The organism is Corynebacterium gerontici, from assembly GCF_003813985.1.
Lineage (GTDB): Bacteria > Actinomycetota > Actinomycetes > Mycobacteriales > Mycobacteriaceae > Corynebacterium > Corynebacterium gerontici.
This window is the reverse complement of the sequence record NZ_CP033897.1, coordinates 103,244-116,078: the sequence shown is the minus strand read 5'-3', so window position 1 is coordinate 116,078 and position 12,835 is coordinate 103,244. Positions and strand designations below refer to the sequence as shown.

Below are 12,835 nucleotides of genomic sequence, written 5' to 3'. Positions count from 1 at the left end.
TGCTAGTTTCCCACAGGCCCCTGCCTGATTAGAAAGGCAGCTTCCTGAAAATGCTTTGTGGGATGAATTTGAAGGCGAGACTGACGTATTCGAATAGTGGGTGGACGTAGATGGATTGTTTGCCGTTGAGGATGGCTTTGACGGTGGCGTCGGCTACGTCTTCGCGGTTGACGGTGAGGGGTGCTTCGCCGGCGTCGGCGGACATTTTGGTGCGTACTTGGCCGGGGCGGACGACGAGGACGTTGACGCCGTGTTCGCGGAGGGCTTCGCCGAGGTTGACGTAGAAGCCGTCCATGCCGGCTTTGGAGGCGCCGTAGACGAAGTTGGAGCGGCGTACGCGTTGGCCGGCGACGGAGGACAGGGCGACGATGGTGCCGTGTCCTTGGGCTTTGAACTTTTCGCCGAGGAGGACGCCGAGGGATACGGGTGCGGTGTAGTTGGTTTGGGCGCTTTCGACGGCGAGTTTTTGGTCTTGCCAGAGGGCTTCTTGGTCGCCGAGGGTGCCGAAGGCGACGATGGCGATGTCGACGTCGCCGGCGGCGAAGGCGAGGTCGATGGTTTCGGGGTGGGATTCGAAGTCGGTGGCGTCGAAAGGCAGGGTTTCGACGGTGCCGCCTTTGGCTTCGAGTTGTGCTTTGGCGTCGGCGAGGCGTGGTGAGTCTTCGCGGGCGGCGAGGGTGACGTGGGCGGGGCCGCGGTCGAGGAAGGCTTCGACGATGGCGAGTCCGATTTCGGAGGTGCCGCCGAGCAGGAGAATGTTTTGGGCTTGGCCTACAGCGTTGAGCATGTGGTGGTCCTTTTAGTTGAGTTCAAGTCGGCGGGACATGTCGGATGCGAACACGCCGGTGGGGTCGATCTTGCGGCGCGTTTCGAGCCAGCTTTGCATCTCGGGGTACATCTTGTGGAAGTTTTCGGCCGAGGTGCGTGATTCTTTGGCCAGGTAGAGGCGGCCGCCGAATTCCATGACGCGCTTGTCCAGGTCGTCGAGGAAGTCGCCGAGGCCGGGCTTGATTGGGAAGTCGACGCAGACGTTCCAGCCGGGCATGGGGTAGGACAGGGGTGCCTTGTTGCCTTCGCCGAAGAGCTTGAACACGTTGAGTGCCGAGTAGTGCCCGGAGCGTTGAATGTCGCGGACGATGTCCTTGAAGGGCTCAACTGCTTCGCGCGGCACCACGAACTGGTACTGGAGGAAGCCGCGCTTGCCGTAGCCGCGGTTCCACTCGCCGATGAGGTCGAGGGGCTGGTAGAACTGCGTGAGGTTTTGCACCTGGTTGCGGTAGGTGCCGGACTTCAGCCACCAGAGTTCGCCGATGGCGATCATGGACAGCTTGTTCATGGTGAAGCTGGGGAAAATGTCTGGCACGGTCACCAGTTGGGGTGCGTTGAACTTCAGTGGGTCCTTCGCCAGCTTCGGGTTGAGTTCTTCAAGCTGGGCCAAGGTAGCCAGGGAGCCGCGGGAAATTGCGGCGCGGCCGAGTTTCGGTTCGGGCGAGATGGCGTCGAACCATGCAGAGGAATAGGTGTAGTTGTGCTCGGAGCCGTCGGAGTGGAACTCGATGGTCTCGTCGAGGGAGCCGGTGAGGTCACCGTCGGCGATGAAGTACGCCGTCTCGGTCTTGGTCATGCGGATCGTGGCGCGCAGAATGATGCCGGTCAGGCCCATGCCGCCCACAGTCGCCCAGAAGAGGGATCCATCCGGGTCATCGGCGCTGCCCTCAGGCTCGAGGTGCAGCACACGGCCATCAGCCACCAGCAGTTCCATGCTCACCACGTGGTCGCCGAAAGAACCAGCCGAGTGGTGATTCTTACCATGAATGTCCGGGCCAATCGCGCCACCGATGGTGACCTGTCGAGTGCCAGGCAGCACCGGTACCCACAGCCCATAGGGCAAAGCGGCCTTCATGAGCTGGTCAAGGGTCACGCCACCGTCGACGTCGACAAGCGCCGAATCGGGATCAATGGAATGGATCTTGTTCAGCGGCTGCATATCAACCACCAAACCACCCGCATTCTGCGCAGGATCGCCATAAGAACGACCCATGCCGCGCGCAATCACGCCACGCTTGAGGTGGGCGGGCTTGCCATCATTTTGCTCAGCAACCCGACGGACCGCCTCTTGGAGCTTTTCGACGTCATCCGTCGCCAAAACCTCCGCAGTCGTAGGAGCAGTGCGCCCCCAACCAGTAAGTTTCTTCGCTTCTGTTGTGAAGGCCCCGGAGGCACCGTTCGAAGCAGCGGTGCTGGACGTGCCCAAATTTTTGGTCATATCGCCCTCAAGGCTACCCGCCCAAACCCCAAAAACTCACACAATCGGGCAGCATGTCACAAATCCATCAACTCCCGGATCTCCGCAGGCAGCTCCTCCTGCGAGGTGATCTGCGGCCCCTCATAACTGTTAAGAATCTCATACACACGCACCCGATCCGCACTATCCAGCAACGGCAATTCCTGCGCCACCAACAACGTCATACGATTATCCAAAGGCGTATTCGTACGCTCCGCCGCAATCCGCGGCGCAGCCTCCGCCTTCCGAGCCCGACGCTTCGCACGAGAAAAACCAAAACCGACCATAAACCCCATCCTAGACGCGGTAACCTAAAGCAACTATGAACAACGCCAACCCACTCGACGACACCCAAATCGGGCGCATCACCCAAGCCCTCGCCATCACCACCTACACCGCCACACCCGACTACATCCACAACAAAGCCCTGCGCACACTCGCCAAACTCGGCATCACCACCACCGCGCTCGGCATCATCAGCTACGCCAACCTTCAAGACGACAACCCCGACAACGACCCCCAAGCCATCATCGGACGGCTCGAAGCGGAGCTGGCTGCGGACGACGAAACCCTATCCCCCACCGAAACCTACCTCCACCTTCTAGGTATATGTCTAGCAGTATGGGCGTTAGGCACAATCGATGCCGCTTTGACCCAAAAACTCACCAAGCTCCTCCGCCGCATGGGCGTGCGCAAACCACACACGGTTTTGGGCGCGATCGCCGGAGGACTGGTGTACGTGACGTCGAAAAGCGAAAAGTAAGGCTACTTTGTGAAAGCGGAATACACAGCCGACCCGATCGCCGGGGCGCTCGCCGAACCTCAAAACGGACTCGCGGCGCAAGGCACAAAATTTCTGATCTCCGGGGCAATCTCAGCCGTGGTGGACCTCAGCATCACCTTCTTCTTTCAAACCATCATTGGTTTCGGCGCCTTCGGTGGCCGTACCGTCGGCTTCATCTTCGGCACCACCACCGCCTACCTCATCAACAGGCGCTGGACCTTCCGCGCCGCCCCCAGCACCAAACGATTCCTCCAAGTCGTCGTGCTCTACACCATCACATTCTTCATCAACGTCGGCGGACACAAAATCCTCTACAGCTTCTTCACCGAACACCACATGGCTGAAGCTGTAGCGATTGTGGTTGCGTTTGTGATCTCGCAGGGTGTGGCGACGGTGATCAACTTTGTGGTGCAAAGAACCCTCATCTTCTAGCTATATATCTAGAAGATGTTGTCCACAGGGGGCCGAGTTATCCACAGAAACTCGGCCCCCGCGATCTTTTTCCCACAATTCATTGCTTCATTATCGTCGCGCCTCTTAGCGTCTGGCTTATGGATGTTGCACAGGCGTTTTCGGTGTTTTGTTCTCAGGGTGTTGTGGTGGCGCGTTGGGTGTTTGAGCAGGTTGAGGACTTGGTGGCGCGGAAGGGTCGGCGGCGGGCGGCTGAGTGGTTGTCGGTGGAGTTGGGTGTGCCGTTGTCGCGGGCGCGGGGGTTGTTGGCGTTGTCGTTTGATTTGTTTGGGCCGCGGTGTGTGGAGCCGGAGGTGCGGGCGGCGGCGGTTCAGGTGGCGCGTGAGGCGGGGTTGGGTTTGGAGTTGTTGTTGGCGGTGAATTCTTCGGTGCGGGCGTTGCGGAATAGGGGCGCGGTGAGCGTCGATAAGCTGAGGTTGGAGATTTATGAAGCTTCGCGCGGTTTGACGGTTTCGGAGGCTAAGGACTTTGCGACGTCCCACGTCCGCGCCTTAAACGCCCAGCTCAGGGAGGATCCGTCGCAGCAGGCGTTGCGCGTGTCCGCCACCCCCGACGCCCTCGGTTTACGCCACGTCCACGCCGCCTACCCCGATGCCGATGCCGCCGCCATCGAGCACGCTCTGCGCCAAGCCGCCAATTTGCTTATCGACGACCCTGCCTGCGACCTCACCCACACCCAAGCCATGGCCGAAGCGCTCAAACGGGCCGTATTCGCCACCACCAACTGGGCCAGCAACCGCCGCGGCGCGCACCCCAAAAAGATCGAACACATCCTCCGACACCCCATGGTGGTCATCCCCGCCATCGGCATGCGCAACCTCGGCGACGGGATGCTCGCCACCACCGACGGCGCCACCATCCACTACAGCGAACTCTGCGGACGCATCGCCGAAGAATACGGCTACATCATGATCTACGCCGAAAACGCCGAAGGGAAACCCCACACCGAACCCGTCGGCGGCGCCCTCATCAAACGCAACCCACGCTTCGCCAGCCCCGCCCAACGCCTCATGATCAGCGCCGACCAACAACTCTGCGCCGACCCCACCTGCCACCGACGCGCCACCAACTGCCACATGCACCACATCCAAGCCTGGGCCGACGGCGGCGAAACCACCCTCCAAAACCTCATCGCCTGCTGCGCCACCCACAACCGCCAAAACGACGACAACCCAACACGCCACAACAACGGCCGCTACATCCGACATCCCCACACCGGCCAAGCCGCCCACCAAACACCCGGCGCCCCACCCGAACAAGCCACAACCAACAAACGCAACCTCAGCAAAAAATCAGCACGCCAACAGATGAACCAACACCTCCAACGCGCCCGAACCCCCTAAAACTCACCCACCGAATCCAAAAAATCCGAAGCAATCACCGACGCCGGCAACTGTTCCACCACCGAACGGCGGTTGAGATCCATGAGGATTGGGGTGGTGAGCAAAGCGTTGGCTCGTTGCACCACATCTGCTTCTCCTAGAGATATATCTAGAAAGGCGAGCGGCACAACATTTGAGGAGACAAACTGGCCTTTGGGGTCCTCAAGACTCACCAGATCGTTCTCGGCAATTGCTGGATCCGCGGTATACATGATGGCTAACTGGATATCGCCATCCTTCAGTGATTTCACCGTTAAAGGACCGCCGGAATCTTCAATTGGGGTGAAACCAACGTCGATTCCATAGGTTTGCTCGAGCCCCCTCGGGCCATTAGGTCGGTTTTCTGCCTCGGAGTTGGCACCTAAGACCAAATCACCAGGGACTTTCGCCAAATCAGCAATGGTTTTAACGTCGTATTTCTCCGCAAACTCCTTTGTGACCACGTAGGAGTCCTGATCAGAAGCCTCCGCTGGATCTAACACCACCAAATTCTTCGGCGCAGCCTCACGCAAGCCTGACAAAACCTCCTCTGGTTTGCGAGCGGAAGTCTCTGGGTTCCAATACTGCAGCATCGGCCCGGTGTACTCAGGCATCACATCGAGGGCACCCGACTCGATCTCCTGCATGTACACCTCACGCTGCCCAATTTGAAACTGCCGGTCAACCTCGTACCCAGAACGCTCAAGTGCCTGCGCATAGATCTCCGCAACGATCTCGTTCGAGTAATAAGCCTGGGAACCAACAATCACAGGTCGATCAGCACCAGCCACACCAGCCACACTGTCCACCGAGCCGCACGAGGCGAGGATAGGGATCAGAAGCAGCATTGGGGCGAAACGGTGGCGTCGAAAAGCTTTCACACCACACCTCCTAGGTATATATCGAGAAGATGGGGACTACCGTACCCACATTTTAGGTACGGGGCGGCTGCAGATCCGCGAACCGAACGCTCGGTTCCACCACACTCACCGTGTCGGCGCCGCTCTTGATGGCGCGGCGGGACCACCACCAAATGGCGGCAGCAGTGCCATACAGGAAAGTGGCGGCCACGAGCATGCACACCACCTGCATCCAGGGACGAGACCACTGAATATTCCAGCAGAAGTGCAAAACGAACGACCAACTCACCGACGCCAGGGTCGCCTGGACGCGCTGGACGGTGTCCATTCGATAGGCATACAGCGCCACACCAATGCCGAAACCTGCAATCGCGGTGAGGAAAACGTGCAAACCGAAACCAGCCACGGTTCGAAGCGACCACATCTGTAAAGCGCCAACCAAATCACTATTGGGATCCAGCAGAGCCCCAACGCCGCCGTACAGAATGTTCTCCAGAACCTCGAAACCGAGCCCCACCAGACCACCAGTAACGAAGCCATGCCACGGTCGCGAGCACGCAGGGGTTGCCAACAAAATCAGCAGCACACCAAATGCCTTCGACAACTCCTCAGGCCAAGCCCCAGCAAAACTCGCACTCACCGCCTCCCAACCGAGATTGTCAGTCAGCGTCATCCACGCATCACCCGAAAGCATCACCAAACCAAAAGCAACACCACCACCCCACAACACGCACGCACCAAACCACCACCAGTGGGCGGCATGGGGCCAGAGGCCACTGAAGCGGAAGATTGCCCAGAACACCACAAGATATCCCCCTCCTAGACATATACCTAGAAGAGTGGCGGGCGTTGAGACCATGAGGTTGCCGACCACGCTCAACCCCGAAATCAGCAACCCAACCCCCAGTAGCATCCCGAGTGCGATGTGGATTGGGGTGAGCTTTATGGTGTTGGTTGGGTTTTTCATGCTGCGGTTTGTGCTTCCTTTTGGGGCTGTTCAGCGACGTCGGCGCTGAGTTGTTCGAGGACGGTGGTGTAGAGGGGTTGGAAGTTGTTGCCTTGGAGGTAGACGCAGAGGGTGTATTCGGTGTCGTTGATGGTGCGGGCGAGGCTGACGGCTCCGGCGTCGGTGTCGTTGTGGGCGGCGCGGAGGTGGCCGCGGTGTTGGACGTCGCTTGGTTGGAGCGCTTTGAGCCGTAGGTATCGCTGGAAGGTGTTGTTTTGGTCTTCGCTTCCGGTGTAGAGCATCGTTGAGATGGTTGTTCCGTCGCAATCCCATTGCTTTTCGACGACATCACCGACCGTTTGCAGGCATTTCACTGGCGCACCGGTGGCGTCGTGAAGCTGAATGGACCATCCTTCTTCTTCACTGCCGAGCAAAACCGGGGTTGGTTTGGTGTCGATGACGGGCACGAGTTTGGCTGCGATGACCGGCCCTCCTAGACATATAGCTAGAAGAAAGAGAGTGAGGGCCCAGATTCTTTTGGGCACGGCCGGCCTGAACTGGTAGTACGCCATGCTTTTAAGATACCGGTTCTGTTTTCACCGCTATTGTGGTGCGTATGACTGTTGTTTTGAGTGATTTGTTTGGTTTGGTGAATGGTCCGTGGTTGGAGTCGCATGTGATTCCGGAGGATCGGGGTGTGGATGGCACGTTTTATGCGTTGCGGGATCGTGCTGAGGATGATGTGAGGGCGTTGGTGGAGTCGGATGAGGCTTCGCGGGCGGGGTGTTTGTTTGCTTCGTTTATGGATGTTGATGGGGTTGAGCGCGGTGGTTTGGGGGCGCTTGATGGGGATTTGTTGGAGTTTGGCTCGGTTGATGAGTTGCTTGGGGTGCTTGGTCGTTTGGATCGGGTGGGTGTTGGTTCGCCGCTTGGGTGTTTTGTGGCGAAGGATGCTGGCGCCGAGGAAGCGATTGCTTGGGTGATGCAAAGTGGTCTTGGTTTGCCGGATGAGGCGTATTACCGGGATCCTGCGCATGCGGAGTTGTTGGCTGAGTATGAGCGTCATGTGGCGAGGATGTTGGGGTTGTTGTCGCTGCCTGAGGGGGTGTCGGCTGAGGCGATGGCGGGGGACGTCGTCAAGCTTGAAAAGGATATCGCTGCTGGTCATTGGGATGTTGTGGAGTCTCGTGATGCGGTGAAGACGTATAATCCGCGTGAGTTGGGGCAGCTTCCGGCGCGTGTTCAGGCGTTGTTGCGGGCGGCGGGTTTACCGGATTTCCGTGTGAATGTGATGATGCCTTCGTTTGTGGAGCATTTGGAGTCGTTGCTGGTTGAGGAGCGTTTGGGCCAGTGGCGGGCGTGGGTGTATTGGCATGTGTTGCATGCACGCGCGGGCGCGTTGGCGCCTGAGGTGTCGAGGGCTGATTTCGAGTTTTATGGCAAGAGGCTTTCGGGTGCGACGCAGCAGCGTGATCGGTGGAAGCGCGGTTTGCAGCTTGTCGAGTCGATGGTTGGCGAGGAGCTCGGCCAGTTGTTCGTGGCTGAGCATTTCCCGCCTTCTTCGAAGGATGAGATGGTGCGTTTGGTGGATTACTTGATCGCCGCGTACCGGGAGCGCATTGGCCAGTTGGAGTGGATGACGCCGATTACTCGCCAGAAGGCTTTAGAGAAGTTGGAGAAGTTCCAGGCGAAGATCGGGTATCCGGATCAGTGGCGCAGTTTTGAGGGCCTGGAGTTTTCTTCGAAGGGCGAAGATCTGCTGGCCAATGTGCGCGCTGGTGCGGCGTTCAATCATGACTATGAGCTGGGCAAGATCGGCAAGCCTGTTGATCGTTCGGAGTGGGTGACGACTCCGCAGACGGTAAACGCTTTCTACAATCCCGTGGTCAATGACATCACGTTCCCTGCGGCGATTCTGCGCCCGCCCTTCTACGCGCCTGAGGATGATGCGGCGGAGAAGTTCGGTGCCATTGGTGCGGTGATCGGCCACGAAATTGGGCACGGTTTCGACGATCAAGGCAGCCAGTACGACGGCGACGGCAATCTCAATTCCTGGTGGACGAATGAGGATTGGGAGGCTTTCAATGACCTCACGGCGAAACTCGTCGAGCAGTTCAATGGCCTCGTGCCCAGCGTGCTCGAAGAATCAGGCATTGAGACCACGGGCGTGAATGGCCGCTTCACCTTGGGCGAAAACATCGGCGACCTCGGCGGTCTCGGTATCGCCGTGGTGGCGTACCGCAAATATCTAGAAGACCAGGGGCTGGACTTCGACTCCGCACCTAAGCTGCTTTTCGACGTCCGCGACGGCGATCCCTCCCTGGAAGGCAAAGAGTTCAGTGGCCTTCAGCGCCTCTTTATGGCGTGGGCACGAGTGTGGCGTTCGAAGATTCGCGCCGAGCTGGCGCAGCAATACCTCGCAGTGGATCCCCACTCCCCTGCTGAGTTCCGCTGCAATGTCATCGCTGGCAACATCGGCGAGCTCTACGAGGCTTTCGATGTAGAAGAGGGATCCAAGATGTGGATCGACCCCAATCAGCGCGTCACGATCTGGTAGGCGATGATGGACGAGCAGCAAATGCGTCAGGAGTGGCAGGTAGGTGGGCATGAGCGGGAGCTCAGCGCGGAGGAGCAACTCGCCCAACTCTCCTCCTACATATATGCCCACTATGAGCAGCCGGAGAAGAACCCGCCGTGGTCCGAGAATCCCAGTGACCCCGCCGACGCCGACACCTACGATGCACGTTTGGCGGATCGCAGCACCCACGCCGCGATGATCATGTTGGGTGCGGCGGTGGATCACTCCACTCCCGGCGTTGCCTTTGCTCGGGGCGTGGATACCACCGATGTGCCGGAGGTGGGTGGAACGATCATCCGCCCGGAACAGCCCAGCGGGGCATGGGGCATCTCCCTGCACCCCGGTGGTTGGTGGAAAGGTTCAGGCGTTGCACTGGAAAACGCTTGGCGCCCTGAGGTTGCTGCGGTGGCGAACCTTTCCGGTGTGACATTCCTGGACTTGGATTATCCCCTGGTCCCCGAATACTCACTGCCGGATGTGATCGCTTCGGTGCGTAAGGCTGCCGAATGGATCAAACGTGAGCAGGAGCCATCATCGCTCGTGGGGTGGGGATATTCTTCCGGTGGTGCGCTAGCTGTGTTGTCGGAGGTGCCTTTTGACCGCTTGGCGCTGACTTTCCCTCACCTGGATCTTTCGATGCTGCCGGGGGATGTTCGCCAAGAGGTTAAGTTCCCGAAACAGTTGGCGGCGGGCTCAACGCTGATCCAGGTGGCTTCCCAGGACGCGATCGCCGGGCGCTACCAGTGGGCTGAGCAGCAGGCAGAGGTGCGCGAATACGTTTCGGAACATCGCTTGTCTACTCCAGCGGTGGCTCGGGAGCGTGTGCGCGACGTCGCAAAATTTTTGGGCTGACACGCCGACCGTCATTGGGAATCGCTTCCGCGTTCCAGTGCGTGCGCGCCCGCTCGGCCACGGCTGAGGTGCCGTCGGCGCGCACTACTCGCCACCAATTGGTGCCCGCGCCAAGGCGAGCCATGATGGCGCCCACCCAGCGAGGGTCGCAGCCCACTTGCTCGGCGATCTCTCCATAGCTGCGCACTTGCCCAGCCGGGATGGCGTCGACTGCTTGGAGCACCGCTTCTTCGGTGTCGCTGAGCTCGAATGGCTGGCTAGAGCTCAATGCCTTCGAGGGGGTCGGATTCGCGTGGTTCTTCTACGGGCTCATCAACCTCACACAGGGTGCAGGTGGCTCCGGTACTGTCGGCGATGATGGCCATGCGGCCGAAGGGGGAATCCCAAGGCTCACGGATGACTTCGCCGCCGAGTTCTGGCACCTTGGATACGGCCTCGTCGATGGAGGCCACACCCAGGTAGCTTTGCCAGAAGCTGGGCACCTGGGGTGGGAAGTGGCCCTTGGCGTTGAAGATACCGGCGAAGGCTGCGCCGTCGACAAGCGCCGTGGTGTATTCCATTTCATCCATCGCCGCCGTCACCCAGTCAAAGAGGCCGCGGTAGAACGCCACAGCCTCCTCATAGCGGGTGGTGCAGGTGAGTTCATGCCACACGGGGGTGCCGGGTTCGCCTGCGGCAATGAAGCTATCTTCGCCAGCGGGTTGGATGATGCCGAGCAGAGCGCCGGCGGAATCCACGCAGAGCGCCATGGTGCCCAAGCGCACTGCTTGCGCCTCGGCGAGTACTCGCCCACCGAGCTTCGTTACTTCCTTGCAAGTGGCGTCGATGTCATCGCTGAGGAAGTAGGTGATCCAGGTGTCGGGCTGTTGAGTGTCTTCTGGGGCCGGAACGAATCCTGCTACCGGCAATCCCTGAAGGCGTGCGAGGCGGTAGCCGTTGTCGAGCTCTTCAATTTCCCAGCCCAGCAGCTCAGAGTAGAAGTATGTGGATTTGCGGATATCGCTCGTGGTGAGGTCAATCCAGTAGGGCATCCCGGGTTCGGCTTGAAACGCTGGCATTACATGTTCCTCCACACTTCGGGGTCGAAGTCGTCGTTGGCGGTGGCTTCATCAAAGTAGTCATCTTCTTCTTGGCCGGTGACTACGCGGGCGCAGAGCTCACCCACGCAGACCACGTCGCCATCGCGCAGCGTTTTGCCGCGACGGCTATCTACTTCACCGTTGACGGTGACCTCGCCTTGAGCAATCGCCTCTTTTGCCGCGCCGCCGGTTTCGACCAAGCTGGCGAGCTTGATGAATTGGCCGAGTTTGATCGATTCATCGCGGATGCTGACTTCTGCTGCTTGCATGAGGGTCATTGTATCGGGTCAGATCACTTGATCTTGCGGGGTGATTACCATGCGGTCGATATTCATGTGTTTGGGCATCGACGCCGTCCAGCGCACCGCCTCAGCAATATCCACGGCGCTGAGGTTGAGCTTGTCCGCATACACCGCGTTAGCCTGCGCTTCATCACCACGGAAACGCACCAGGGAAAAATCGGTGGCCACACGACCGGGGTTGATCTCCGTGATGCGAAGCTGCGATTCCGCCAGCTCAATGCGCATCACCTTCGTGATCGCCGAAACGCCGAACTTGGCCGCGTTGTACCCAGCACCACCGGCGTAGGGAGCAATGCCCGCGATCGAACTCATATTGATGATGTGCCCGGCACTCGCTTCAAGAGCGGGAAGCAACGCCTTGGTCACGCGCAGCGTGCCCAACACATTGACTTCATACATCCACTGCCATTCCTCTACGTTGGCCTGGGCGATGGGGTTCAAGCCGATAGCGCCTCCGGCATTATTGACTAGAAGATCACAGCGCTGCACCTGAGTGGCAAAGGCATCCACACTGGCTTGATCAGTCACATCTAAGGCAATGGCCTCACCCCCGATTTCTTGGGCGATGGCCTCCATGCGTTCAAGCCGGCGCGCACCGAGGATCACACGCCATCCATCGGCTGCCAAGGCGCGCGCAGTGGCTTCACCAATACCCGAGGATGCGCCCGTCACTACTGCTGTGCGTTGATTCATGCAGCTCATTATTGCGCATCCTCCAGCAATCCAGATGCCCCCAGGGGGCGATCGTCTACAAGTCCTGTGGCTTGCATGAGGGCATAGCAGGTGGTCGGCCCCACGAAGGTGAAGCCTTCAGCTTTGAGCGCCTTGGCCATTGCCTTTGACTCCGGGGAGCTCGAAGGCGTTGCCGCTACCGTTGGCGGACGTTGATGCTCTAAGGGGCGGAAGGACTCGATCAGCGCCACTAAACCACCATGTTCGCGCAGGGCAATAGTGGCGCGGGCGTTCGTGATGGCAGCGCGGATCTTCTGCGGATTACGAATGATGTCCTTGCACTCCAGGAGTGCTTCTACCTGCTCCTCGCCGAACGTGGCGAGTTCGTCGGGGTTGAAGTGCGCTAGGTGACGTCGAAAAGCTTGGCGCTTTTGCAAAATAGTTTTCCAGCTCAGGCCTGCCTGGAAACCCTCCAGAATCAGGCGCTCAAGCATGCCCGATTCGCTGGTGATGGGGCGGCCCCACTCGTGGTCATAGTAATGGCGCAACTGGGCGTCCTCGGAAGCCCAGGCGGGGCGCAGACGGCCATCATCGCCACGGATAAGGTCTGGAGCAATGTGTTGATCGTTCATGACTCGAACGCTAC

Annotated in this window: 16 protein-coding genes; 5 read left to right on the top strand and 11 right to left on the bottom strand. The window is 59.3% G+C overall.

The annotated features are described in order from the left end of the window. Positions 1-28: 28 nt before the first annotated feature. From dprE2 to CGERO_RS00585, 3 genes are read right to left on the bottom strand one after another with little or no spacing between them, the layout of a single operon-like run. Entirely contained in the window at positions 29-787 is a 759-nt protein-coding gene (dprE2, locus tag CGERO_RS00595; RefSeq protein ID WP_123932799.1) for a decaprenylphospho-beta-D-erythro-pentofuranosid-2-ulose 2-reductase, read from the bottom strand. A gap of 12 nt (positions 788-799) precedes the next feature. After that, the gene (gene dprE1 / locus CGERO_RS00590) at positions 800-2,266 is read right to left on the bottom strand and encodes a decaprenylphosphoryl-beta-D-ribose oxidase (RefSeq protein ID WP_123932797.1); all 1,467 of its coding nucleotides are present in this window, start codon (positions 2,264-2,266) and stop codon (positions 800-802) included. A 56-nt stretch (positions 2,267-2,322) separates the two neighbouring features. After that, complete coding sequence (locus tag CGERO_RS00585; protein WP_245998839.1) at positions 2,323-2,571, bottom strand: hypothetical protein; 249 nt, start codon at positions 2,569-2,571, stop codon at positions 2,323-2,325. A gap of 35 nt (positions 2,572-2,606) precedes the next feature. Between CGERO_RS00585 and CGERO_RS00580 the strand changes: the two genes are divergently transcribed. The 3 genes from CGERO_RS00580 to CGERO_RS00570 all read left to right on the top strand — a co-directional run bounded on the left by CGERO_RS00580 (position 2,607) and on the right by CGERO_RS00570 (position 4,882). Beyond that, positions 2,607-3,047, top strand: a complete 441-nt coding sequence (locus CGERO_RS00580; RefSeq protein ID WP_123932795.1) for a hypothetical protein — start codon at positions 2,607-2,609, stop codon at positions 3,045-3,047. 9 nt (positions 3,048-3,056) lie between these two features. After that, positions 3,057-3,500, top strand: a complete 444-nt coding sequence (locus CGERO_RS00575; protein ID WP_245998838.1) for a GtrA family protein — start codon at positions 3,057-3,059, stop codon at positions 3,498-3,500. 119 nt (positions 3,501-3,619) lie between these two features. Continuing rightward, positions 3,620-4,882, top strand: a complete 1,263-nt coding sequence (locus CGERO_RS00570) for an HNH endonuclease signature motif containing protein (RefSeq protein WP_123932793.1) — start codon at positions 3,620-3,622, stop codon at positions 4,880-4,882. On the opposite strand, the gene CGERO_RS00565 is transcribed toward CGERO_RS00570, so the two are convergent. The 3 genes from CGERO_RS00565 to CGERO_RS00555 all read right to left on the bottom strand — a co-directional run bounded on the left by CGERO_RS00565 (position 4,879) and on the right by CGERO_RS00555 (position 7,278). After that, the gene (locus tag CGERO_RS00565) at positions 4,879-5,748 is read right to left on the bottom strand and encodes an ABC transporter substrate-binding protein (protein WP_123935804.1); all 870 of its coding nucleotides are present in this window, start codon (positions 5,746-5,748) and stop codon (positions 4,879-4,881) included. The two genes, CGERO_RS00570 and CGERO_RS00565, sit on opposite strands and share 4 nt — an antisense overlap. 85 nt (positions 5,749-5,833) lie before the next feature. Next, a complete protein-coding gene (locus CGERO_RS00560) occupies positions 5,834-6,727 on the bottom strand; it encodes a PrsW family intramembrane metalloprotease (protein ID WP_123932791.1) in 894 nt (297 codons plus the stop codon). After that, on the bottom strand, positions 6,724-7,278 hold the full coding sequence (locus CGERO_RS00555; protein WP_123932789.1) for a hypothetical protein: 555 nt from the start codon (positions 7,276-7,278) through the stop codon (positions 6,724-6,726). The genes CGERO_RS00560 and CGERO_RS00555 overlap by 4 nt, the downstream gene beginning before the upstream one ends. Before the next feature lie 44 nt (positions 7,279-7,322). Between CGERO_RS00555 and CGERO_RS00550 the strand changes: the two genes are divergently transcribed. Further along, positions 7,323-9,263: a M13 family metallopeptidase gene (locus tag CGERO_RS00550; RefSeq protein ID WP_123932787.1), complete on the top strand. Its 1,941-nt coding sequence runs from the start codon at positions 7,323-7,325 to the stop codon at positions 9,261-9,263. A gap of 6 nt (positions 9,264-9,269) precedes the next feature. Next, the gene (locus CGERO_RS00545) at positions 9,270-10,136 is read left to right on the top strand and encodes an alpha/beta hydrolase (RefSeq protein WP_123935802.1); all 867 of its coding nucleotides are present in this window, start codon (positions 9,270-9,272) and stop codon (positions 10,134-10,136) included. Here the strand turns inward: CGERO_RS00545 and CGERO_RS00540 are convergent. The 5 genes from CGERO_RS00540 to CGERO_RS00520 are packed head-to-tail and all read right to left on the bottom strand — an operon-like array spanning position 10,081 to position 12,821. Continuing rightward, the gene (locus CGERO_RS00540; RefSeq protein ID WP_123932785.1) at positions 10,081-10,404 is read right to left on the bottom strand and encodes an MGMT family protein; all 324 of its coding nucleotides are present in this window, start codon (positions 10,402-10,404) and stop codon (positions 10,081-10,083) included. The two genes, CGERO_RS00545 and CGERO_RS00540, sit on opposite strands and share 56 nt — an antisense overlap. Beyond that, positions 10,394-11,194, bottom strand: a complete 801-nt coding sequence (locus tag CGERO_RS00535) for a VOC family protein (protein WP_123932783.1) — start codon at positions 11,192-11,194, stop codon at positions 10,394-10,396. The genes CGERO_RS00540 and CGERO_RS00535 overlap by 11 nt, the downstream gene beginning before the upstream one ends. Continuing rightward, positions 11,194-11,484 (bottom strand): RNA-binding S4 domain-containing protein, encoded by a 291-nt coding sequence (locus tag CGERO_RS00530; protein WP_123932781.1) that lies wholly within the window; start codon positions 11,482-11,484, stop codon positions 11,194-11,196. The genes CGERO_RS00535 and CGERO_RS00530 overlap by 1 nt, the downstream gene beginning before the upstream one ends. A gap of 18 nt (positions 11,485-11,502) precedes the next feature. Further along, positions 11,503-12,219 carry an SDR family oxidoreductase gene (locus CGERO_RS00525; protein ID WP_123932779.1) on the bottom strand — a complete coding sequence of 239 codons (717 nt, stop codon included), beginning with the start codon at positions 12,217-12,219 and terminating at the stop codon, positions 11,503-11,505. After that, on the bottom strand, positions 12,219-12,821 hold the full coding sequence (locus CGERO_RS00520; protein WP_123932777.1) for a DNA-3-methyladenine glycosylase I: 603 nt from the start codon (positions 12,819-12,821) through the stop codon (positions 12,219-12,221). The genes CGERO_RS00525 and CGERO_RS00520 overlap by 1 nt, the downstream gene beginning before the upstream one ends. Positions 12,822-12,835 lie beyond the last annotated feature (14 nt).

Excerpts from the sequence above, each read along its gene's own strand:
- dprE2 (WP_123932799.1), bottom strand. The coding sequence starts at position 787 with ATGCTCAACGCTGTAGGCCAAGCCCAAAACATTCTCCTGCTCGGCGGC.
- dprE1 (WP_123932797.1), bottom strand. The coding sequence starts at position 2,266 with ATGACCAAAAATTTGGGCACGTCCAGCACCGCTGCTTCGAACGGTGCC.
- CGERO_RS00585 (WP_245998839.1), bottom strand. The coding sequence starts at position 2,571 with ATGGTCGGTTTTGGTTTTTCTCGTGCGAAGCGTCGGGCTCGGAAGGCG.
- CGERO_RS00580 (WP_123932795.1), top strand. The coding sequence starts at position 2,607 with ATGAACAACGCCAACCCACTCGACGACACCCAAATCGGGCGCATCACC.
- CGERO_RS00570 (WP_123932793.1), top strand. The coding sequence starts at position 3,620 with ATGGATGTTGCACAGGCGTTTTCGGTGTTTTGTTCTCAGGGTGTTGTG.
- CGERO_RS00565 (WP_123935804.1), bottom strand. The coding sequence starts at position 5,748 with ATGCTGCTTCTGATCCCTATCCTCGCCTCGTGCGGCTCGGTGGACAGT.
- CGERO_RS00560 (WP_123932791.1), bottom strand. The coding sequence starts at position 6,727 with ATGAAAAACCCAACCAACACCATAAAGCTCACCCCAATCCACATCGCA.
- CGERO_RS00555 (WP_123932789.1), bottom strand. The coding sequence starts at position 7,278 with ATGGCGTACTACCAGTTCAGGCCGGCCGTGCCCAAAAGAATCTGGGCC.
- CGERO_RS00550 (WP_123932787.1), top strand. The coding sequence starts at position 7,323 with ATGACTGTTGTTTTGAGTGATTTGTTTGGTTTGGTGAATGGTCCGTGG.
- CGERO_RS00545 (WP_123935802.1), top strand. The coding sequence starts at position 9,270 with ATGGACGAGCAGCAAATGCGTCAGGAGTGGCAGGTAGGTGGGCATGAG.
- CGERO_RS00535 (WP_123932783.1), bottom strand. The coding sequence starts at position 11,194 with ATGCCAGCGTTTCAAGCCGAACCCGGGATGCCCTACTGGATTGACCTC.
- CGERO_RS00530 (WP_123932781.1), bottom strand. The coding sequence starts at position 11,484 with ATGCAAGCAGCAGAAGTCAGCATCCGCGATGAATCGATCAAACTCGGC.
- CGERO_RS00525 (WP_123932779.1), bottom strand. The coding sequence starts at position 12,219 with ATGAGCTGCATGAATCAACGCACAGCAGTAGTGACGGGCGCATCCTCG.
- CGERO_RS00520 (WP_123932777.1), bottom strand. The coding sequence starts at position 12,821 with ATGAACGATCAACACATTGCTCCAGACCTTATCCGTGGCGATGATGGC.